Source organism: Collinsella sp. AF20-14LB (genome assembly GCF_003459505.1).
Taxonomy (GTDB): domain Bacteria; phylum Actinomycetota; class Coriobacteriia; order Coriobacteriales; family Coriobacteriaceae; genus Collinsella.
This window is the reverse complement of the sequence record NZ_QRWD01000016.1, coordinates 13,976-33,718: the sequence shown is the minus strand read 5'-3', so window position 1 is coordinate 33,718 and position 19,743 is coordinate 13,976. Positions and strand designations below refer to the sequence as shown.

Sequence of the window (19,743 nt, the reverse complement as noted above, 5' to 3'; positions counted from 1 at the left end):
CTTAAAGGTTCATGTTGCCGTGGATGTAGGGGGTGACCTCGGGGGAGATATGATCGCAGCCTAGGTTGCGCAGGGCAGATTCGATGGCGGCGGGAAGCGGGGCCTTGCCCTCGTCGTTGACCGCGGTGCTGCCGAGGGCGGCGATCTTGGCGACGTCTGCCGGCGCGGCCTCGATATGCATGCAGCCGCCGACGAGGCGTGCGCGGACCTGGTCCAGGCCAAGGTCGTGCAGGTAGTCCTCACAGGTGCGGATTACATCGACCTTCTCGCGCGTGAGCTCCTCGCCCGTGGGGACGCGCGTGGCCAGGCAGGCTCCTGCCGGCAGGTTCCAGACAGGATAGCCCCAGGCGCGTAGCAGCTCGCGCTCCTCGTCCTTGGTAAAGCCGACCTCCATAAGCGGCGAGCGCACGCCGAGCTCCTGGGCGGCGCGCATGCCGGGGCGGTAGTCGCCGCGGTCGCTTGCGTTGCTGCCGTCGATGACGGTGGGAAAGCCCAGCGACTTGGCGTGGTTGACGATGGCGGTAAAGCCGGCGCGCTTGCAGTGGTAGCAGCGGTCGGCGTCGTTGCAGGCTATCTGGGGGAGCTGCAGCTGATCGACCGAGAGGTTGAGTACGGGAAGCTTGAAGTGCGGCCCCTCATCGGCCTGCCCGTCAACCGCCTGCTCAAACGAAGCCTGCTCGGGCGTGCCGATGAGCGGCGTGGTGAGGTGAACGAGAAGCGTGCTGGCGGGCATGATGCGGGCGCAGACCGCGGCCAGAAAGCTGCTGTCGACGCCGCCGGAAAAGCCGATGGCGACGCGTCCGTATGCCAAAAGCAGCTGCTCGAGCGCTGCGAGTTTGTCCTGAAGCCCCTCTGCAGGTGCGGTGGTGTCTGAAAGCATGAATCGATCCTTGCCGTTGAGTACTCGGTCGAAAACTATAATCCTACCGAGCCGCTTGTCATAAGACTTCTATCTATGTAACGAAAGTGCAATATGCTATATACGTTATATACAAGTTTGTAAAGTGCGGTAGAGTGGCAGTAATGCAATCCGGTGAGGGGACCGATATGATCAAGGCTGTTATTTTTGACATGGACGGAACGCTGGTCGATACCGAGCGTTTGGGCATCAAGGCATGGAAAGCGGGCGCTGCCGAGCTGGGGGTCGCGATTGATGATGCCCTGATCCATCAGTTTATCGGCCGCACGCTGCCCGACGTCATGGACATCCTTGATAAGCGTTATGGCAGCCACGAAACTACCGAGGCGGTCTATGCCCGCCACAAGGAGATTCGCGACGAGATGGTCAAGACCGAACTGGAGCTTAAGGCCGGCGCCGCCGAGTGCATAGACGAGCTGCTGGCTGCGGGCTATCACGTGGGCCTGGCGACGTCGTCGCGCCTCGTTACGGCCGAGCGCAACCTTAAGATGGTTGGTCTTTTTGACAAGTTTGAAACGGTGACCTGCGGCGAGGACGTCGTGCACGGCAAGCCCGACCCCGAGATGTATCTGCTTGCCTGCGAGCGCGCGGGCTTTGCTCCCGAGGAGTGCGCCGTGGTCGAGGATTCTCGCAACGGCTGCGTCTCGGGCATTACGGCCGGCTGCCATGTCTTTGCCGTCCCCGATATCGTGTCGCTGCCGCAGGACGTGGTGGATGGCTGCGAGGCCGTGCTCGATACGTTGTTCGATCTGCCGGCCGCGGTCAAGGCCGTGCGCTAGCGTTTGCACGCGAGTCGCCATGCCCCGCGCCCGATCCCGCAGGACGGTGACGGTAACGGCGCCTGCGTGGAGGGGCTGACGCAGTCAGCCCCTCTTATCACGCCAAGATTGCTGTTTTGGCCGATAAGAGGGGCATTGTGCTTTAAGCGACTGGGGCTGCGGCCTTGGTAAGGAGCTGGCGGAGGGTTATGACGCTACAAGTTACTCCAGGAGCCAGTCGATCACGTTGCGCTTGCGGACTCCTTCGTAGTTCGCGTCCGCAAACAGCGTGTCGAGCGTAAGAAGCGTCTTGGGGTAGTTGTCTCGGACTTTCTTAAAGGGGGCCAACTCTCGATTGAGGGTAGTTTCGTCGAGCGTTGTGGCTGAAACCTGAAAATAGGCTGTCTCGTCTGAGTTTAGGGCAACAAAATCAATTTCCCCGCCGTCGATATCGCCCACGTAGACGTCGTATCCACGGCGTAGGAGCTCGAGATAAACAACATTTTCGAGGATATGACCGATATCGCTGCTTTGGGTTTTGACGAGAGCGCCTCTAAGTCCAAGGTCAACGGCGTAGTATTTGCCGTTTGTTGAAAGAAGCTGCCGGCCGCGCACGTTATAGCGCGGAGCATAGTACAGCACAAGGCTGTCTGTTAAGCCTTTGAGGTACTTGGCTACGGTTTTCTGGTCGGTTTTGTTGCCGTTGGACGAGAGCGTGTCGGAGATTTTTTTAATCGAGATCCGGTTTCCAATGCTATGGAGTAGGAACTTGGTGATATCGCGCAGGGTCGGGACGTCCGAGACCTTCAGGCGTTCGATAACGTCACGTATGACGATGGTATCGTAGAGGCTCATAAGATAATCGCGCGCCTGGGGTCCCTGAATGCCCGTCTCGGCGATAAAGGGAAAAGAGCCCCGGGTGATGTACTCGTCAAACAACTGCGCGGGAGCCTTTCCGTCATTGGTTTTTGCCGAGCAAAACTCTTTAAAGGATAGGGGCAGCATCTTGAGCTCTACGTAGCGACCGGAGAGCAAAGTTGCCAGCTCGCTCGAGAGCAGATAGGCGTTGGAACCGGTTATGTAGAGGTCGACATTGTCTTTGATAAAAAGACTGTCGACGGCTTTTTCGAAATGCTCGACGTGCTGTATCTCGTCCAGAAAAACGTAGTTCATCTTATCGGGGACGAGTCTGGCGGAAATGTAGTCGTAGAGTGCTCTATACGACGTAAGCGACTCGAACTCCAGGTCTTCAAAGTTGAGGGATATAACCTGGCCGCCTGTGATTCCATGATCGCGCAGGTAGCTGCGGTAGATTTCGAATAGCTTTGATTTGCCGGACCTTCGGACGCCCGAAACGACCTTGATGACGTGCGAGTCTTTCCACGAAATGAGCCAGTCGAGGTACTGTTTGCGATCAATCAGATTCATGAAACCCCTTTCTTGGCGAGAAAAAACTGGAGCAAAATCAATACTTATAGGAAATATCTAAAAATATGGAATTGAATCTATTTTAACAAAAAAGTTAATGAAAAATGGATTACATTCCATAAATATCCGTAGCCGCAGGTCCGGCTAAACGGGGAGGGAACATGGGGCCAGCAAAACGCCGCAGCGGGACTGTTCCCGTTGCGGCGTTTTTTGTTACAGGTAGGCGCCCAGGTTGATGTCGGTTATTGGGGCCGCGGATGGGCCCGTCGGGTGCTGCTCGGCCTTTTGGGTGCTCACGCGCTCGAGCAAGAAGGGGCGCACGAGCTCCTGGCGGTTAATGTCCTCGGCGGTCGTGACCGTGGTGACGGTACGCGCGGCGGAGCCGATGCGGACTCGTTTGGTTTTGGCGGCGGGCTTGTCCCCGATCTGCTCCATGAGGAGCTGTACGCCCTTGCGGCCAATTTCGTAGCCCGGCGGTGCCACGGTGGTAAGGGGAACCGACCCGCTCCATGCAAGGGGGTTGCCGTCGCAGCCGGCCACGCGGACCTGCTCGGGGACGGAGATGCCTTTGTCGGTCAGCGCCGAGATAACGCCCGAGGCCAATACATCGGTCAGGCCGATGACAAAATCGGGGCGCTCGTCAGCAGGGCGTTCGGCAATCTGGGTACCGATGCTGTAGCCGTCGGCTGCGGTATTCCACTCCCCGGCATCGATGACCTCAATTTTGATATCAGGATGCAGGGCAAGTGCCTTGTGGATGCCAAGGACGCGCAGGCCGAGCTGCATAAATGCCGCTCGGCCCACAACGGTGATATGGCGTGCGCCGCGGGCGATGGCGAGCTCGGCGATAATACGCCCTTGTGCCTCGTTGTCGGCGGCCACGTAGTAACCGGGCTCGGAGCAATGGATGTCCAGATAGACGATCGGCACGGGCATCTTGGTCATAGCGGGGTGCCAGTCGGGGGACGCCATGGGCTGAACCATGACGCCGGACATCTGCGTGCCCATAAAATAGCGCAGGTAATGATCCTCGAGAATATCGTCGTTATCGGCATTGGCGATGAGCAGATCGTAGCCGTGCTTGCGGGCCTCGTTGTGGGCGCCGCTGGCGATTTGGAGCGAAAAGCCGTGGTCGAGACGGGGGAGCACCAGGCCAAAGGACTTGGTGGCGCCGCCCGCGAGCTGACGAGCGCTTTGGTTGGGCAGGTAGCCCAGGCGATTGATGGTCTCGTTGATGAGCCTGAGGGTCTCGGGGCGCAACTTCTCGGGATGGTTGAGCGCGTTGGAAACCGTGCCCAGCGAAACCCCGGCCTCGCGCGCGACGTCGCTGATTTTAACCTTTGCCATAGCGGCCCCTTTGATGCGTTTCAAGTACAAGCCAGATTGTAGCATCGCCCGCCCCTGGGGTGTCAAAACCTGCCAATTAGGGACAGGTTTATTTTGGTAGGTTTTATCTGGGCAAACGCTGGAGCCCAAACCACCACAAAGGTTCCTGTCCCCATTGTGGCGGTTTGGACCGGCTGGGCATGTGTGCATCGGGTGGTATCTAAGTTGAGATACCACTTCTGGTATATCAGCTTGCGTTTGCGTGAGTACAATACTCGAACGTTATACGTCTCAGCGCCCCCTGTGCGTGGACGTCTTGCAGTCACGCGAACGAAGGGATTTATCCTATGTGCGGAATTGTCGGCTACACCGGCTCTGATATTGCAAAGAACATCCTGGTCACGGGCCTCAAGCGTATGGAGTATCGCGGCTATGACTCCTCGGGCGTCGCGCTCGAGGTGGGTGAGGGCGCCGCGGCGCACCTCGACGTCATCCGCCGCGTGGGCAAGGTCGCGGGCCTGGAGAGCGAGCTTTCCAACATCGACAGCGACGCTACCTGCGGTATCGGCCACACCCGTTGGGCCACCCACGGCAAGCCCTCCGTCGTTAACGCCCATCCCCACACCAGCTGCGACGGTCGTATCGCCATCGTCCACAACGGTATCATCGAGAACTTCGCCGAGCTGCGCGAAGAGCTGGAGGGCCGCGGCCACCACTTTAAGAGCGAGACCGATACCGAGGTCTTCGCGCATCTGATCGAAGAGGCTTATGCCGAGACGCACGACCTGATGGCCTCCGTGCGCGAGGCTTGCACCCACGTGGTCGGTGCCTATGGTCTGGCCGCCGTGTGCGCTGACGAGCCCGGCGTGATCGCCGTGGCCCGCAAGGATTCCCCGATCGTAGTCGGCGTGGGCGAAACCGGCTCCTATGTTGCTTCCGATGTCATCGCGCTCATCGACGCCACCCGCGATGTCGTGGTGCTCGAAGACGGTCAGTTTGCCAAGCTCACGCCCGCGGGCGTCGAGTACACCGACGAGGCCGGCAACGTTATCGAGCCCAAGGTCACCCACATCGACTGGGACCTGGACATGGCCGAAAAGGGTGGCTACCCCGACTTTATGCTCAAGGAGATCCACGAGCAGCCTCGCGTTGTGCGCGACACGCTGGTCGGTCGTATGACGCCGGCCGGCGAGCTCGACATCGACGAGCTGGGCCTTTCGCTCGAGGAGCTCAACGACATCGACCGCGTCTACGTGATCGCCTGCGGCACCAGCTACCACGCCGGACTCATCGCCAAGAACCTTATCGAGGGTTGGGCTCGCATCCCCACCGAGGTTGAGGCGGCCAGCGAGTTCCGTTACCGCAATCCCATCATTACGCCGACGACGCTCGTCGTTGCCGTGTCCCAGTCGGGCGAGACGGCCGATACCCTTGCCGCCATTCGCGACGCGCGCATCAAGGGTGCCAAGGTCTTCGGCATCACCAACGTGGTGGGCAGCCCCGTGGCGCGTGAGAGCGACGGCGTCATCTACACCAAGGCCAACAAGGAGATCGCGGTTGCCTCGACCAAGAGCTTCATCGGCCAGGTCGTGAGCCTTACGCTTTTGGCCCTGCTGCTGGCGCAGGTCAAGTACCGCTTGACCACCAAGCAGGCGCGCATGCTGTTCCGCGAGCTTTCCGATACGGCCGAGCAGATCCAGTGGATTTTGGATACCCAAACCGAGGCCGTTCATGAGGCCGCCCTGCTGTGCAAGGACGCGCAGTCGGCGCTGTTCGTGGGCCGTGGCATGGGTGCCGCTATTTCCTACGAGGGCGCGCTCAAGCTCAAGGAGGTCAGCTACCTGCACGCCGAGGCCTACGCCGCCGGTGAGATGAAGCACGGCCCCATTGCCCTGATCGACCCGGGCTTCCCTGTCATCGCTGTGGCTACCAAGAGTGCCACCTACGACAAGACCGTGTCGAACCTTATGGAGTGCAAGGCGCGCGGCGCCAAGGTCATCGTCGTTGCCACCGAGGGCGACGAGGAGATCAACAAGATCGCCGACTGCATCATTCGCGTGCCGGCCGTCCGTGATGTGTTCAGCCCCATCACGGCGAGCGTCCCGCTGCAGCTGCTCGCCCGCGAGGTGGCCATCCTGCGCGGTTGCGACGTTGACCAACCTCGAAACCTCGCTAAGAGCGTGACCGTCGAGTAATTGTTGTTCCGGCGTTTTACCAAACGCCGGAACTGCTCGACGCTGCGCGAGCCGCATTCACGCCAATCTGACGTTCAATTTCGAGGGCGCGACCAGAAGGTCAGCGCCCTCTCATTTCACGTCACCTTGGCGCAAATGCGGCTCGCTCGCTGTTGGTGACTGACATCAGGTGCTCCGTTGTCGAAACGCGCTAACAAGAAGGGCCCGGCTCCGCTGTGGCGGAGTCGGGCCTTGTTGCGTTTGCCCAGATAAAACCTGCCAAAATAAACCTGTCCCTTTTTGGCAGGTTAGCGGAGCTTGCTGGTCTCGAAGTACTCGGGGAACTGGTCCAGAACCTCGGTTTGGTTGCGGAACATCATGTGCAGGTGCTTGCTGACCAAAAAGCTCGCTTCGATGGGGTCGCGACCGGCGATAGCGCGGCGAATCTGCTTGTGCTCGTTCACGATGTCCTGATTGTCGAGAACCTGCGTGGCGGCGCGCAGCCAGCGGAAGCGCTCCAGGTCGGCATTGGTCTCCTCGAGCCACGACCACACAGTGCTGCGGCATGCGATGCTAAAAATCATGTGATGCATGAGGTTGTCGCTCAAAAAGAAGCCGATGCGATCCTCTTCGGCCGTGGCCTTTTCCTGCAGCGCGATGGCGCGGTCGAGCTGCTCGATGCCGGCCGACGTGGCGCGCGCACAGCACTCCACAATTACCTGCTTTTCCAGGTGCTCGCGAATGTAGCAGGCACTCTCGGCAAGGGTGAGGTTGATGGGTGAGACGTAGGTGCCGCTCTGGGGCACGGTGCGCACCAGGCCTTCCTGCGCCAAGCGAACCAAAGCCTCGCGCACGGGCGTGCGACCCATGTCCAGGTCGTCGCAAAGTTGCTTGACGCCCAGCTTTTCGCCCGGCTTGTAGTCCAGATAGACGATCTTGCGTCGAATGGTGTGGTAGGACTGGTCCTGTAGGCTCGTTTCCTGCTCGCCGACGTGCATCGATTCTTCCATAGCGCCTCGCAACTGTTCTATCAAACTCATATGTCAGTTGTTAATTATGCCGCGAATCAGCTTTCCGCGGTGGGTAATTCGGCTGTTGCCCAAGAACGATTGCGGCATCTTAGTCTTTGTTTGCGCAAGGCTGCGCTCAATGTTGCCGTATCATAAGCCGTCGCAAACGTGAAAGAGAAAGAAGGAATCCCATATGCAACTGGCGAATATCGTACGCGAGCGCTGGAAGGGTGTCTTGTTCTGCCTGACCATCGCTATCCCCGCGACGTTGCTCGGCAAACAAATTGAGGTGGTCGGCGGGCCGGTATTTGCCATCCTCTTTGGCATGGTTCTGGCGCTCGTCTTTCCCAAGAATCGTCGCGAACAGCTCGCCGCCGGCGTTACCTATACGTCTAAAAAGGTCTTGCAATACGCGGTTATCCTGCTTGGCTTTGGCATGAACCTCTCGCAGATTCTGTCCAAGGGCGCCCAGTCGCTGCCGATTATCGTGGCGACGATCTCGACCTCGCTTGTTGTCGCCTTCGTGCTCTGCCACGTCATGAACGTGCCGAGCAAGATCGCGACGCTTGTGGGTGTGGGTTCGTCGATTTGCGGCGGTTCTGCCATCGCCGCGACCGCACCCGTCATCGATGCCGACGATCGCGAGATTGCCCAGGCTATTTCGGTCATCTTCCTGTTTAACGTTATCGCGGCGCTCGTGTTTCCGACGCTCGGCGGCATGCTCGGGCTGACCAACGAGGGCTTTGGCCTGTTTGCCGGCACCGCCATCAACGACACTTCGTCCGTAACGGCTGCGGCGAGCGCCTGGGACAGCATGCATCCCGGCGCCAATGTGCTCGAGAGCGCCACGGTGGTCAAGCTCACCAGGACGCTGGCCATTATTCCCATTACGTTGGTTCTCGCATGCTGGCAGATGCATCTGGCGCGCAAGGCCGGCGGCGACGCCAAAAGCACGTTCTCGCTTAAACGCGCGTTTCCCATGTTTGTGCTGTTCTTTGTGCTGGCGAGCGTAATCACCACGGTGCTTCAGCTTCCCGCGTCCATTACGGCGCCCATCAAGGAGCTTTCGAAGTTCTTTATCGTGATGGCCATGGCGGCTATTGGCTTTAATACCGATATCGTCGAGCTGGTCAAAAAGGGCGGCAAGCCCATCGCGCTGGGCTTTTGCTGTTGGATTGGCATTGCGTGCATGAGCTTGGGAATGCAGCACGTGCTGGGAATCTGGTAGAGAAGTAGCCAGTTTGCGTGTTGGCTGCTGGTGAGCGCATGCCTGCGGTGGAGCGATAGGAGCTCTTGCGGGTATGGCTTGTCCGCAGGTTTATAAGTCCCGAAGAGCTCTTATCGCCCCGCCAGGATGGCGATGCGGGGCAACACCTATACTCGCAGGACGGCGCTCTCTGCCCTATAGTGTTTGGTGAGCAATATCGTTCAATTTTGAAACACTCGGTCGTGCGACCGTCGGCGGTTGCATGTCGCCGCGGACAGGGGCAAATCATGGATAGCGTTGCCAAGCTGAACATCTTGACCGAGGCCCTGGCTGCTGCCGGGGCCTCGGCATTGGCAATCGATGCGCGGGGGGACGTCGCGATTTCGACCATGAATGACGCGGCGCTTGAGTGGGATGTGGCGGCTTTTGTCGCTGAGCGCCTCGACCGTATAGGAGACGGCGCGCGTCTGGTTATGGGACGTGCGGGTGCGCGCCTGAGCCTGACCGTTCGCCCCACCGACAAAGAGGGCGGGAGGCTTTGGGTCGTTGTGGTCCGCGAGGTACGCGGCGCCGCGGCACATGCGGGCATCGAGTGGCTCAACGCCGACGAAGTTGAGGCCCGCTACGAATCGAGCGCGTACGGCATCGTTGAGGGGGCGGCCTCGGTAGCTGCGCCGGTCGCCGAGAGCTACGCGCGCGGTGTGCCCCTTATGCTCGAGGGCGAGCTGGGAGCGGGTCAGGTCGAGATAGCCAAGCGCCTCTATCTGGACGGTCCTTTTGCCGATCAACCCTTTGTTGCCGTTGCGCTCGATGAGCTTACCGATCGCGGTTGGCGCCACGTGCTCAAAAGCGCCGAATCGCCGTTGTTCCAAACGGGGCTGACACTTTGCATTGCGGGCTGGAATGCGGTTGGCCCCCAGCGCCTTCGCGAGCTCGTTTCCACGATGGCCGACACCGCGTTGGCGACGCGCTGCCATGTGGTGCTGACGGCGAATGACATGCCGGGCGGCAGCGAAAGTGATCAAGCCGCCTTTGTGACCGAGCGCTTCGCCTGTGCGGTGAGCGTGGCGCCGGCAATCGTCGAGCAGGGAGCCGCGTCGACGAAGGTTGCGCGCTATTTGGAATATCTCGCTGGTGCATTTGGGACGGCAGCGCCCACGCTGTCTGCCGCGGCGACGAAGGCGCTCGATGCTTACCGCTGGCCGCGCAACTATCTGCAGCTCCGCGAGGTCTCGGAACGACTGTATATATTGGTGGGGACGGGCACGGTGGATCGCGCTGTGGCGGAGGAAGTGCTAGCCCAAGAGGACGTGATTAAGACCGCAACCTTTGGCGCCCCGACACTCGAAAGTGACCTGTATATCCTGCGACCGCTGGCCGATACCGAGCGAGATATCGCGCATCTGGTTGTAGATCATCTACACGGCAACCGGACCCGTGCGGCGGAGGTACTGGGCATAAGCCGAACAACGCTGTGGCGCTTGCTGAAGGACGGTGACCGTTGAGCGAGGCGCCCGTGACCGCGCGCGACGCGTGTGCTACAGTCCAAAGCGTTATTGTTTCGATTTGGTTACGGCGTGCGAGGGCATATGGCTGAGACTACAAAACCGAGCCGCAGAAGGCGGAGCGCCGCGCCGGTTAACCGACGCACAACATCGGTGACGTGGGGCAAACACGCCTCGGGGTTTGACGGCTCGTTCAAGCGCACTAAATACGGCTATCCTTCGACAGGTGCCCGCTTGGCAATGCAGGCAGAGTCCTCGCTGTGGGACCGCAAACGCGTGGTGGGCTCAAAGCTCAAGCACGACGGCACGCTCGGCTACATCAGCCGCGGGGCGGCTCGTCGCAGCGGACTCAATCCGGCTGGTTGGCATCGTTATGTTCCGATCGCGGTCGTCGTTGCAGTGATCGTCATCGCACTCGCTGCGCTTGGCTACGCCGGCGACGGTGCCAACTTGGACGCGATGTTTAAATCGCCCGAGCTCGCGCATGCAGGCACAGAAATAGTCGAGGGCGCTCAGACCCAGACGAGCGTCGCGCCCCAGCGCGGTATCGTTGCGGCAGCCTCCACCATCGCCGACGCTCAAAAGGACGACGGCGAACAGGGCGACGGCGCCGAAACGACCCACACGAACGAAACGACGACAACTCCACCGGCAAGATAAGTTGCGAGCGGGTCCGCCGTTCGTTAGAACGGCGGGACTAATTACTTTACATACACCACGTTGTCGCGGCGGGGTTTGGGCTCGGGTAGCGTGTCTTCGGCATAGCCCAGAATGCAGTGACCGACACCGCGCAGGCTGCCGTCGGCGGGCAGGCCCCAGCTGGCCAGCAGCTCCAGGCCCTCGGGCGAGTCAAAGACCTCATGCGCGCGGTGAATCCAGCACGAATCGACACCCAGTGCATAGGCGGCGTTGAGCAAGTTGCCCATGGCGAGCGAGCCGTCTTCCAGATACGTGGGCACGCTGCGGTCAACCAGCACCACCACAACGGTCTTGGCGCCATAGAAGGGGTCGCTGTTGCTGCCCATGACCTGGGCGTTGAGCTGTGAGAGACGCTCGACGGTCGCGGGGTCGGTGACGGCGACAAACGTCACCGGTTGGCGGCCCATGCCGCTCGGTGCATATTGGCCGGCTTCGATAATACGTGCAAGCTTTTCGGCCTCGACGGGACGATCGCTGTATTTGCGGCAGCTGCGGCGATGGATGAGTGCTTCGATAGTCTCCATGGTGTCTCCTTGCGGTGGCGTTGCAGATGCCCCGTTCATACCCGTCGGGCTCAAACGATAGACGGTCAATTGCCCGGCCAAAAGGATAGATTCCAATTGGGAAAGTAGGTTTGCATAAAAGTACCTTCAGAATGTGACAAACAAATGGGATGGTTAAACGTTTTATCCCGTCTACCCTGCGGTTTTTTACCACTTGCCTAAATGACGAACGCATAACCTCTGATAAAGGTTTTACTAAAGGAGTACCAACGTTTATCAATGCGCCGTGGTGGCGCCGGGCCAGGAGGTAACATCATGTTCCAGGCTGGAGATGTCGTCGAGACCGACTTCGAAGGATTTCTGAAGCTGCTGCGTTCCAAGACGCGCGCTTTTGTGACGATTGACGATCACGAGTACTACATCACGCACACCGATGGCTATTGGCGTGTTCAGGATTGCGAGGCCCTCAACGACAAGGGCCACTTTACTGACTGCTCCGAGCTGGTCAACACGGTCTGCGAGGTCGTCGAGCTGCCGTGGATTGCCGGCAAGAGCCTGCATGACAGCTTCTCGGGCGCTACGGTCTATGAGGCCGTCGCCGCTTAACGGGCAATAAAACCCGCTTTTCACGTGACCGCTGGCGCTGCCCCCGCGCCGGCGGTCTTTTTCTGCCGATAGGCCATAAAAGTGCAAGCATTTGCGGAGAGCCTGTTGACGATAGTCAAAACTCGGACTAATCTAGAGATACAAAATTGGTCAAAAATCGGACAATCGAATGGTGGGATAGATGAATAGTGCGGTTACGCTGGTCGACTTCGACCGGTTGCTCAATGGACTCGACCATATCTATTCGGAGTTCTCGCGCGCCTGCGGTCTTTCGGACTGCGCTTACTGGATGCTCGTCGATACCAGCACGGCGGGCGGCAGTATTGCCGTAAGCCGCCTGACGAGCGAATGGTTCTACAGCAAGCAGACCATCAACTCGGCCATTAAAACCTTGACGGCGCGGGACTTTGCAACGTTGGAGTTTGCCGAAGGCAGCCGTAAGAACAAGGTTGTGCGTTTGACCGAAGCGGGCATGCGGTTTGCCGAGCGTTATGCGCTGCCGGCACTCAAGGCCGAGCAGCGAGCCTTTGGCGCGCTTGAGCCGTGTGAGCAGCGCGAGATTATGCGCTTGATCGGAAAATTCTCTCAGGTGCTCGGTGAGGAGTGCGAGGCATTTAAGCAGCATATCGTTGCCGAGAGCCAAGCCGAGAATCAAGGTGAGGGGGAGTCGTGCGACTGTTAATGAGGTTTCTGAAGCCCTATCGAGGGCTTATCGCAGTGACGCTGCTGGTGCTGCTGGTTGATAACGTCGGCACGCTGTTGGTTCCCACGATGCTGGCGAACATGGTCAACACCGGTATCACCACGGGTGATGTCGACTACATTTTGCGCAATGGCCTCTACATGCTTATCGCGACCGGCATGGCCAGCGGCGGCGCGGTGCTGGGTTGCTATCTTTCGGCGCGCTTGGCCGCCAACGTGGCCTGCGATATCCGCAATGCCGTGTACGACAAGTCGCTCGAGCTGTCTGCCAGTGACTTTGAGCGCTTTGGCACGGGTTCGATGATCACGCGCTCGCTCAACGACATCAACGTGATTCAGCAGGCGATTCTGCAGACCATTCAGCTGGTGCTGCCGGTGCCGTTCCTGGCCGTCGCGGGCATCATTTTTGCGTGGCTCATCGATCCCGCCATGGGTACGCTGCTGGGCGTGGTGGTTGCGATCGTGCTGGTGGCGGCAGTCTTTACCGTGGCTAACGCCGCGCCAATTTTTATGCGCCTGCAGAGCTTTATCGACCGCATGAACGTGGTGCTGCGCGAGAACATCGTGGGCGTTCGCGTCATCCGCGCTTTTAATAAAGAGCTTCACGAGGAGCAGCGCCTGGACGAGGTGTTTAGCGATTACGCGGCCAACGCCATCAAGGTCAACCACCTGTTTGTGGGCCTTGATAGCTCTACCTTCTTTTTGATGAACATTGCCGAGGTGGCGGTGCTGTGGGTGGGCGGCAACCGCGTTGGCGCCCATGCAATGCAGATTGCGAGCATCTCCGCGGTGCTGGAATATGCGCTCCTGATCCTGTTCTTTGTGATGATGGCGCAGATGGTAGTGCTGACGCTGCCGCGCGCCGCGGCATGTCTAAGCCGTGCACAGCAAGTGCTGGAGATTGAGCCGAGCATCGTCGATGGCCAGCGTACGCTTGATGCGGCCGCGTCCGACTCAAAGGACGGGGCTGATGCGGTTGCCGTGTTCGATCATATGTCGTTTCGCTTTGACGACGCCGACGAGGACACGCTGTGCGACCTGAGCTTTGCCTGTCGTCGCGGGCAGACGACCGCGATCGTGGGCTCGACCGGTTCGGGTAAGTCGACGGTGGCAAAGCTCTTGCTGCGTTTTCACGATGCCACGAAGGGCGCCATTCGCCTGGACGGTGTTGACCTGCGCGACCTTTCGCAAGACGAGATTCGCGGGCGCATTGCCTATGTGCCGCAGAAGGCGTGGCTGTTCTCGGGCACCGTGGCAAGCAATCTGCGCTTTGGCAACGAGGACGCGACCGAGGCGGACATGCTTCATGCGCTGCAGGTTGCCCAGAGCACCTTTGTGCTCGATCAACCGCAGGGGCTCGATACCCCGGTTGCCCAGGGCGGTACGAACTTCTCGGGTGGTCAGCGCCAGCGCCTGGCCATTGCTCGCGCGCTCATGAAGCATGCCGATCTATATATCTTCGACGATAGTTTTTCGGCCCTGGACTTTAAGACCGATGCGGCCCTGCGCCATGCGCTGCAGGACGAGACGCGCGACGCCGCGGTGCTCATCATCGCGCAGCGCATCTCGACGATTCTGCACGCCGACCAGATTGTCGTGCTCAAGGATGGCGAGGTCGTGGGCTTGGGCACGCATGGCGAGCTTATGGAAACCTGTGAGGTATACCGCGCCATCGCGGAATCGCAAATGAAGGGAGGTGAGTAGCATGACCGGGGAGCTCAAGAAGCGCAGCGACGCTATCGATGCCGTCGTTGTGGACGCGGTCGAAGCGGTCGAGCAGGCTGCCGCGTCGACCGAGCTGGATGACGTTGCCAAGGCCGCGGCCGAGCGTGAGGCTCGCCGCCAAGCGCTGTACGAGGAAAACGAGCGTGCCGAGGACGAGCGTGCCCGCGCGGAAGCAGAGCGCATGCGCGATGTGGACGACGAGGATGAGGACGAGAAACCCCGCGATACCTGGGCGACGGTGCGCCGCTTGTGGGGCGAGGCCGCCGGCGACCATTGGCGCTTCTACATCGTGTTTGCGAGCATCGTGTTCTACGTCATCTTTAACACCGCCGCGCCGGCATATAGCGCCCATGTTATCGACGAGCTGTGGGGCCATATACAGGTGGCGTTTGCCAGCGGAACCACCTTCAGCATCACCTGGGACCAATGCGGCAAGACCATCTTTGTCTACTTCTTGATCTGGACGGCTGCCGGGTCGTTCTATGCGTTGCAGAGCTTTTTGATGTCGAGTGTGGCCGAGCGACTCAACCTGCGTCTGCGCAACCGCATCGCGCAAAAGCTCAGCCGCCTGCCGCTCGCCTACTTTGACGCACATCGCCCCGGTGAGGTGGTCAGCCGCGCGACCAACGACTTGGACAAGATGTCCGAGAGCATGCAGCGCGGACTGCTGCAGTTGCTGGTGTCGATCGGTACCGTGGTGGGCGCCGTGAGCGTGATGTTCGTGTTTAGCGTGCCGCTCACGCTCGTCTTTTTGTTCTTTACGGCGCTTTCGCTGCTGGTGACGAAGGTCGTGTCGCGCCGCACGCACGATGTGACGGGCGAGCGCCAGGAGTGGGTATCCAAGATTACGAGTGCGGTCGAGGAAGGCTATTCGGGCCGTCTTGTGATTCGCGCGTTTAACCGCGAGCGTCAGAGCTCTGCCGAAGTGCATGAGGCCTCGAGGGAGCTGGCGCGCGTGAGCACCAAGGCCGACTTTATGATTAACGCCGTGGGCCCCGCGGTGCGCTTTATCGGCCGTTTGGCGCAGATCGTGATCGCGCTGGTGGGCTGCAGCATGCTGGTCGCCGGGCATATGACCGTCGGCGTGTTCCAGGCGTTCTTCCAGTTTATCTACGAGGCGTCCGAACCCATGACGCAGTTGTCGTTTACCTTTAACTCGCTGCAGAGCGCGCTGGCGAGCGCAGAGCGCGTGTTCGACCTGCTCGATGAGCCCGAGATGGAGGCCGATCCGCAGCCGGGCGAGGCTGCCAAGCTGCCGGGCAAGGTGGAGGGCCGTGTCGCTTTTGAGCACGTGCGCTTTGGCTATGCGCCCGACAAGCCGCTCATGCGCGACGTGTCGTTTGCCGCCGAGCCGGGCCAGAAGATCGCCGTGGTGGGAACTACGGGCGCGGGCAAGACCACGCTCATCAACCTGCTCATGCGCTTCTACGAGATTGACGGCGGCCGCATTACGCTCGACGGCGTGGATACGAGCCGCATGGACCGCGGCGAGCTGCGCCAGCAGTTTGGCATGGTGTTGCAGGACGCTTGGCTGTTCGATGGCACGATTGCCGAAAACATCGCTTACGGCTGCCCCGAGGCAACGCGCGACGAGATCGTGGCGGCTGCGCGCGCCGCGCAGGTCGACTTCTTTGTGCGCACCATGCCGCAGGGTTATGACACGCGGGTGGCCAACGATGCCGAGAGCATTAGCCAGGGCCAGCGCCAGCTGCTGACCATCGCGCGCGTGCTGCTCAACAACCCGGCGATCCTCATCCTGGACGAGGCGACGTCGAGTGTAGACACGCGCACCGAGCTCGCCATCGGCCGCGCCATGGACGCGCTCATGCGCGGGCGCACCAGCTTTGTGATCGCGCACCGTCTGTCGACGATCGTCGATGCCGACCTCATCCTGGTCATGGATCACGGCAATATCATCGAGCAGGGTACGCACAAGGAGCTGCTGGCTGCCGAGGGCGCTTACGCCGACCTCTACCTAAGCCAGTTCGCATAAGGTGACAAAGGGGCAGTCCCGCATGTCGCATCGAAAAGAAGGCGCGCCGGGGGCGGATTCCCTGGCGCGCCTTTTGTGCTGGCGTTCATGCTGTGGCGGCTGCCCACGGCCCTAGCGCTCGTCCACGAGCTTGGCGACGAGGGCTTTGAGCTCGGCCACCTCTCGCTCGAGTTCCTTGACGCGACGGGCGTTTTCGTTGATGCCCTGGCGGTTGAGGGCGCTCTGCTCGGCGGCATCGTCGGGCATGTACTCGCGATGCCGCTTGGCGTCGAAGCTCTCCTCGAACACGCGGCAGCCGTTGCGCTTGATGATGCGCCCGGGCACGCCCACGACGGTGCAGTTGTCGGGCACGTCCTTGACGACGACCGAGTTGCCGCCGATCTTGACGTTGTCGCCAATGTGGATGTTGCCAAGCACCTTGGCGCCCGTGCCCACCGTGACATTGTTGCCCAGGGTGGGATGGCGTTTGCCGGTCTCGTTGCCGGTACCGCCGAGCGTGACGCCTTGGTAGAGCACGCAGTTGTCGCCCACAATGGTGGTCTCGCCGATGACAACGCCCATGGCGTGGTCGATAAAGAAATGTTTGCCGATCTGTGCAGCGGGATGAATCTCGACGCCGGTGATGTGGCGGGTGATTTGCGAGAGCACCCGGGCGAGCGAGCGATGGCCGTGCTCCCACAGCCAGTGCTCGGGCACGTGGTTCCACTTGGCGTGCAGGCCGGGGTACGAAAGAAAAATGACCAGACCGTTTTGCGCGGCGGGGTCCTGCGCTTGGACGGTCTTGATGTCCTCGCGAATGGTACTGATAAAGCTCACCGGCCGCCCTCCCTTAGCGCCATGGCAATGCGATTCAATAAAGTATAGCGATTCGCTAGGGATTAGGAAGGACAATCTTGGCGGCATTGCGCAACAGGTGTCAGTTATGCAAACTTGCTGGTAATGGAGTCATGCTTTTGTGGGGTTGCGCACGAGGGGGCGCCGCAACCGTATACTGGTCGACTTGGACGTATCCGCGCCCACAACTGAGAGGTTTTACTTCATGGGTTTCATTAATTTTATCGCCGAGTTGCTCAAAGACCCGCGCACCGCGATCGCCAGTTGGATCGCCGCCGGCCCGCTTATGGCCTACGGCTGCGTGTTCCTGATCATCTTTATCGAGACGGGCGTGGTGTTCTTCCCGTTCCTTCCCGGCGATTCGCTACTGTTTGCCTCGGGCTTCTTTGCCCACAACGGCGGCTTTAACATCGTGGCCCTGTTGGCCGTCGCATGGACGGCCGCCATCTTGGGCGACCAGTGCAACTTTATGATCGGCCATTTCTTTGGCCGAAAGATCATCGCCTCGGGCAAGGTCAAGGCCATGACGCCCGAGCGCATTAAAAAGTCCGAGGACTTCCTTGACAAGTGGGGCCACCTGGCCATCTTCCTGGGTCGCTTCTTCCCGTTTATCCGCACCTTTGTGCCCTTCATCGCCGGTATGGGCGGCATGCACTGGCGCAACTTTGTCATCTATAACGTGCTGGGCGGCATTACCTGGTCGACGGTCTTTACGCTGCTGGGCTATTTCTTTGGCGGCATCCCCTTTGTGCAGGAGCACTTTGAGTTGCTGATCGTGGGCATCGTCGCCGTGTCGATCATCCCGACCGTGGTCGGTTTGGTTAAGGCAAAGCTCGGTAAAAAGAACGCGTAGTCCGAGCTTGTTTTCGGACGTTAATTCCAAGGCCCGTCATCGGATTCGATGGCGGGCCTTTTGTGTTGAAGGCAAATGAAAATACTTTACTTAGTTAAAGAAAAGCGTTTTATCCAAGGCGTGCGGGGAGTACAATCTCGTGCATGCGAATCGACGTGCCATTGGCTTTGATGCTGTTCGCGTGTCCCGTCCGGCTCTACGCTCCGGGCGTGCGACGTTGCGACGCGGTCAGCCTCGGTCCTTGCATGCGGGTTCGCGAGTGTGCAACTGTGTATGTAAGGAGCGACATATGACTGTCGAGAAGAAGGATATCGATTGGGGTAGCCTTGGCTTTGGCTACATGAAGACCGATTACAGCTACGAGGCCCATTGGAAGGATGGCGAGTGGGACGAGGGCGGCCTGACCACCGACCACACCCTGCACGTCTCCGAGTGCGGTGGCATCTTCCATTACTGCCAGGAGGTCTTTGAGGGCCTGAAGGCCTACACCGCCGAGGACGGCAGCATCGTCTGTTTCCGTCCCGACATGAACGCTGAGCGTATGTACAACTCTGCGCAGCGCCTCGAGATGCCCCCGTTCCCCAAGGACAAGTTTGTCGAGGCCGTCAAGCAGGTCGTCTCTGCCAATGCCGCATGGGTTCCGCCCTTCGGCTCTGGCGCAACCCTGTATGTGCGTCCGTTTATGATCGGCTCCGGTGACGTAATCGGCGTGGCTCCCGCTCCTGAGTACACGTTCCGCATTCTCGTGACCCCGGTCGGTCCGTACTTTAAGGGTGGCCTCAAGCCCGTCAAGCTGCGCGTTTCCGAGTATGACCGCGCTGCACCGCACGGCACCGGTAACATCAAGGCCGGCCTGAACTACGCCATGTCCCTTAAACCCACGATGGAGGCCCATCGCGAGGGTTATGCCGAGAACCTGTATCTCGACTCCGAGTCCCGCACCTATGTCGAGGAGACCGGCGGCGCCAACGTGCTGTTCGTGAAGGAGGACGGCACCCTCGTCGTTCCGCAGTCGCACACCGACTCCATCCTGCCCTCTATCACCCGTCGTTCGCTCGTTCAGGTTGCTCAGGACCTGGGCATTACCGTCGACCAACGCCCTGTCGAGTGGGCCGAGGTCAAGGCCGGTACCTTTGTCGAGTGCGGCCTGTGCGGCACCGCTGCCGTTATCTCCCCGGTCGGCGAGATCGACAACAAGGTTTACGGCGCCGACGAGACCGTGACCTTCCCGGCTGGCTACACCGAGATCGGCCCTGTGATGAAGAAGCTTCGCGAGACCCTGACTGGTATCCAGTCTGGTGCTGTTGAAGATAAGCACAACTGGGTTTACACCGTGGCGTAACCTGGCTTCGTAATTCCCATCAAGCCCTGACCGAGGCGGACCGGCCTATCTCCCGGCGCGTCCTCGGACATGAAAGAACCTCCGCTGCGCACTACGTGCGGCGGAGGTTCTTTCGTCCTGTGGAATGCGCCGGGAGATAGGCCGGTCCGCCTCGGTCGA

General features: G+C 60.1%; 17 protein-coding genes. 11 read left to right on the top strand and 6 right to left on the bottom strand.

The features are described 5' to 3' along the window. Position 1: 1 nt before the first annotated feature. Positions 2-880, bottom strand: a complete 879-nt coding sequence (locus DWX63_RS08510) for an ATP-dependent sacrificial sulfur transferase LarE (protein ID WP_117843438.1) — start codon at positions 878-880, stop codon at positions 2-4. A gap of 167 nt (positions 881-1,047) precedes the next feature. On the opposite strand from DWX63_RS08510, the gene DWX63_RS08505 reads away from it, so the two are divergent. After that, complete coding sequence (locus DWX63_RS08505) at positions 1,048-1,698, top strand: HAD family phosphatase (protein WP_158559664.1); 651 nt, start codon at positions 1,048-1,050, stop codon at positions 1,696-1,698. 201 nt (positions 1,699-1,899) lie between these two features. Here the strand turns inward: DWX63_RS08505 and DWX63_RS08500 are convergent, their stop codons facing one another. Together DWX63_RS08500 and DWX63_RS08495 are read right to left on the bottom strand one after the other, a co-directional pair. Continuing rightward, positions 1,900-3,105: an ATP-binding protein gene (locus DWX63_RS08500; protein WP_117843436.1), complete on the bottom strand. Its 1,206-nt coding sequence runs from the start codon at positions 3,103-3,105 to the stop codon at positions 1,900-1,902. 213 nt (positions 3,106-3,318) lie between these two features. Continuing rightward, positions 3,319-4,452: a LacI family DNA-binding transcriptional regulator gene (locus DWX63_RS08495; protein ID WP_233514516.1), complete on the bottom strand. Its 1,134-nt coding sequence runs from the start codon at positions 4,450-4,452 to the stop codon at positions 3,319-3,321. A 326-nt stretch (positions 4,453-4,778) separates the two neighbouring features. Between DWX63_RS08495 and glmS the strand changes: the two genes are divergently transcribed. After that, positions 4,779-6,626: a glutamine--fructose-6-phosphate transaminase (isomerizing) gene (glmS, locus tag DWX63_RS08490; protein ID WP_117582939.1), complete on the top strand. Its 1,848-nt coding sequence runs from the start codon at positions 4,779-4,781 to the stop codon at positions 6,624-6,626. 287 nt (positions 6,627-6,913) lie between these two features. Here glmS and DWX63_RS08485 read toward each other — a convergent pair whose 3' ends face one another. Further along, positions 6,914-7,615 carry a GntR family transcriptional regulator gene (locus DWX63_RS08485; protein ID WP_233514515.1) on the bottom strand — a complete coding sequence of 234 codons (702 nt, stop codon included), beginning with the start codon at positions 7,613-7,615 and terminating at the stop codon, positions 6,914-6,916. 193 nt (positions 7,616-7,808) lie between these two features. Here DWX63_RS08485 and DWX63_RS08480 point away from each other — a divergent pair, with 193 nt between their 5' ends. The 3 genes from DWX63_RS08480 to DWX63_RS08470 all read left to right on the top strand — a co-directional run bounded on the left by DWX63_RS08480 (position 7,809) and on the right by DWX63_RS08470 (position 10,987). Further along, positions 7,809-8,843, top strand: coding sequence for a YeiH family protein (locus DWX63_RS08480; protein WP_117843433.1), 1,035 nt, complete (start codon positions 7,809-7,811; stop codon positions 8,841-8,843). A gap of 266 nt (positions 8,844-9,109) precedes the next feature. After that, complete coding sequence (locus DWX63_RS08475; protein WP_117843432.1) at positions 9,110-10,327, top strand: helix-turn-helix domain-containing protein; 1,218 nt, start codon at positions 9,110-9,112, stop codon at positions 10,325-10,327. A gap of 84 nt (positions 10,328-10,411) precedes the next feature. Further along, positions 10,412-10,987 (top strand): hypothetical protein, encoded by a 576-nt coding sequence (locus DWX63_RS08470; RefSeq protein WP_147336081.1) that lies wholly within the window; start codon positions 10,412-10,414, stop codon positions 10,985-10,987. Between the two features lie 41 nt (positions 10,988-11,028). On the opposite strand, the gene DWX63_RS08465 is transcribed toward DWX63_RS08470, so the two are convergent. Next, entirely contained in the window at positions 11,029-11,550 is a 522-nt protein-coding gene (locus DWX63_RS08465; RefSeq protein WP_117843430.1) for a nitroreductase, read from the bottom strand. A gap of 294 nt (positions 11,551-11,844) precedes the next feature. On the opposite strand from DWX63_RS08465, the gene DWX63_RS08460 reads away from it, so the two are divergent. From DWX63_RS08460 to DWX63_RS08445, 4 genes are all read left to right on the top strand, one after another. Further along, positions 11,845-12,135, top strand: coding sequence for a hypothetical protein (locus tag DWX63_RS08460; protein ID WP_055251737.1), 291 nt, complete (start codon positions 11,845-11,847; stop codon positions 12,133-12,135). Between the two features lie 181 nt (positions 12,136-12,316). Beyond that, positions 12,317-12,817: a MarR family winged helix-turn-helix transcriptional regulator gene (locus DWX63_RS08455; RefSeq protein ID WP_117843429.1), complete on the top strand. Its 501-nt coding sequence runs from the start codon at positions 12,317-12,319 to the stop codon at positions 12,815-12,817. Then, entirely contained in the window at positions 12,817-14,541 is a 1,725-nt protein-coding gene (locus tag DWX63_RS08450; protein WP_117843428.1) for an ABC transporter ATP-binding protein, read from the top strand. Before DWX63_RS08455 ends, DWX63_RS08450 begins: the two co-directional genes overlap by 1 nt. Position 14,542: 1 nt before the next feature. Further along, positions 14,543-16,555, top strand: coding sequence for an ABC transporter ATP-binding protein (locus tag DWX63_RS08445; RefSeq protein ID WP_117843427.1), 2,013 nt, complete (start codon positions 14,543-14,545; stop codon positions 16,553-16,555). Positions 16,556-16,666: 111 nt separating this feature from the next. Here the strand turns inward: DWX63_RS08445 and cysE are convergent, their stop codons facing one another. Further along, the gene (cysE, locus tag DWX63_RS08440; RefSeq protein ID WP_117843426.1) at positions 16,667-17,371 is read right to left on the bottom strand and encodes a serine O-acetyltransferase; all 705 of its coding nucleotides are present in this window, start codon (positions 17,369-17,371) and stop codon (positions 16,667-16,669) included. Positions 17,372-17,594: 223 nt separating this feature from the next. On the opposite strand from cysE, the gene DWX63_RS08435 reads away from it, so the two are divergent. Together DWX63_RS08435 and DWX63_RS08430 are read left to right on the top strand one after the other, a co-directional pair. Further along, a complete protein-coding gene (locus DWX63_RS08435; protein WP_089573512.1) occupies positions 17,595-18,242 on the top strand; it encodes a DedA family protein in 648 nt (215 codons plus the stop codon). 289 nt (positions 18,243-18,531) lie between these two features. Beyond that, positions 18,532-19,584, top strand: coding sequence for a branched-chain amino acid aminotransferase (locus DWX63_RS08430; RefSeq protein WP_117582948.1), 1,053 nt, complete (start codon positions 18,532-18,534; stop codon positions 19,582-19,584). Positions 19,585-19,743: the final 159 nt, after the last annotated feature.

Excerpts from the sequence above, each read along its gene's own strand:
- DWX63_RS08510 (WP_117843438.1), bottom strand. The coding sequence starts at position 880 with ATGCTTTCAGACACCACCGCACCTGCAGAGGGGCTTCAGGACAAACTC.
- DWX63_RS08505 (WP_158559664.1), top strand. The coding sequence starts at position 1,048 with ATGATCAAGGCTGTTATTTTTGACATGGACGGAACGCTGGTCGATACC.
- DWX63_RS08500 (WP_117843436.1), bottom strand. The coding sequence starts at position 3,105 with ATGAATCTGATTGATCGCAAACAGTACCTCGACTGGCTCATTTCGTGG.
- DWX63_RS08495 (WP_233514516.1), bottom strand. The coding sequence starts at position 4,452 with ATGGCAAAGGTTAAAATCAGCGACGTCGCGCGCGAGGCCGGGGTTTCG.
- glmS (WP_117582939.1), top strand. The coding sequence starts at position 4,779 with ATGTGCGGAATTGTCGGCTACACCGGCTCTGATATTGCAAAGAACATC.
- DWX63_RS08485 (WP_233514515.1), bottom strand. The coding sequence starts at position 7,615 with ATGGAAGAATCGATGCACGTCGGCGAGCAGGAAACGAGCCTACAGGAC.
- DWX63_RS08480 (WP_117843433.1), top strand. The coding sequence starts at position 7,809 with ATGCAACTGGCGAATATCGTACGCGAGCGCTGGAAGGGTGTCTTGTTC.
- DWX63_RS08475 (WP_117843432.1), top strand. The coding sequence starts at position 9,110 with ATGGATAGCGTTGCCAAGCTGAACATCTTGACCGAGGCCCTGGCTGCT.
- DWX63_RS08470 (WP_147336081.1), top strand. The coding sequence starts at position 10,412 with ATGGCTGAGACTACAAAACCGAGCCGCAGAAGGCGGAGCGCCGCGCCG.
- DWX63_RS08465 (WP_117843430.1), bottom strand. The coding sequence starts at position 11,550 with ATGGAGACTATCGAAGCACTCATCCATCGCCGCAGCTGCCGCAAATAC.
- DWX63_RS08460 (WP_055251737.1), top strand. The coding sequence starts at position 11,845 with ATGTTCCAGGCTGGAGATGTCGTCGAGACCGACTTCGAAGGATTTCTG.
- DWX63_RS08455 (WP_117843429.1), top strand. The coding sequence starts at position 12,317 with ATGAATAGTGCGGTTACGCTGGTCGACTTCGACCGGTTGCTCAATGGA.
- DWX63_RS08450 (WP_117843428.1), top strand. The coding sequence starts at position 12,817 with ATGAGGTTTCTGAAGCCCTATCGAGGGCTTATCGCAGTGACGCTGCTG.
- DWX63_RS08445 (WP_117843427.1), top strand. The coding sequence starts at position 14,543 with ATGACCGGGGAGCTCAAGAAGCGCAGCGACGCTATCGATGCCGTCGTT.
- DWX63_RS08435 (WP_089573512.1), top strand. The coding sequence starts at position 17,595 with ATGGGTTTCATTAATTTTATCGCCGAGTTGCTCAAAGACCCGCGCACC.
- DWX63_RS08430 (WP_117582948.1), top strand. The coding sequence starts at position 18,532 with ATGACTGTCGAGAAGAAGGATATCGATTGGGGTAGCCTTGGCTTTGGC.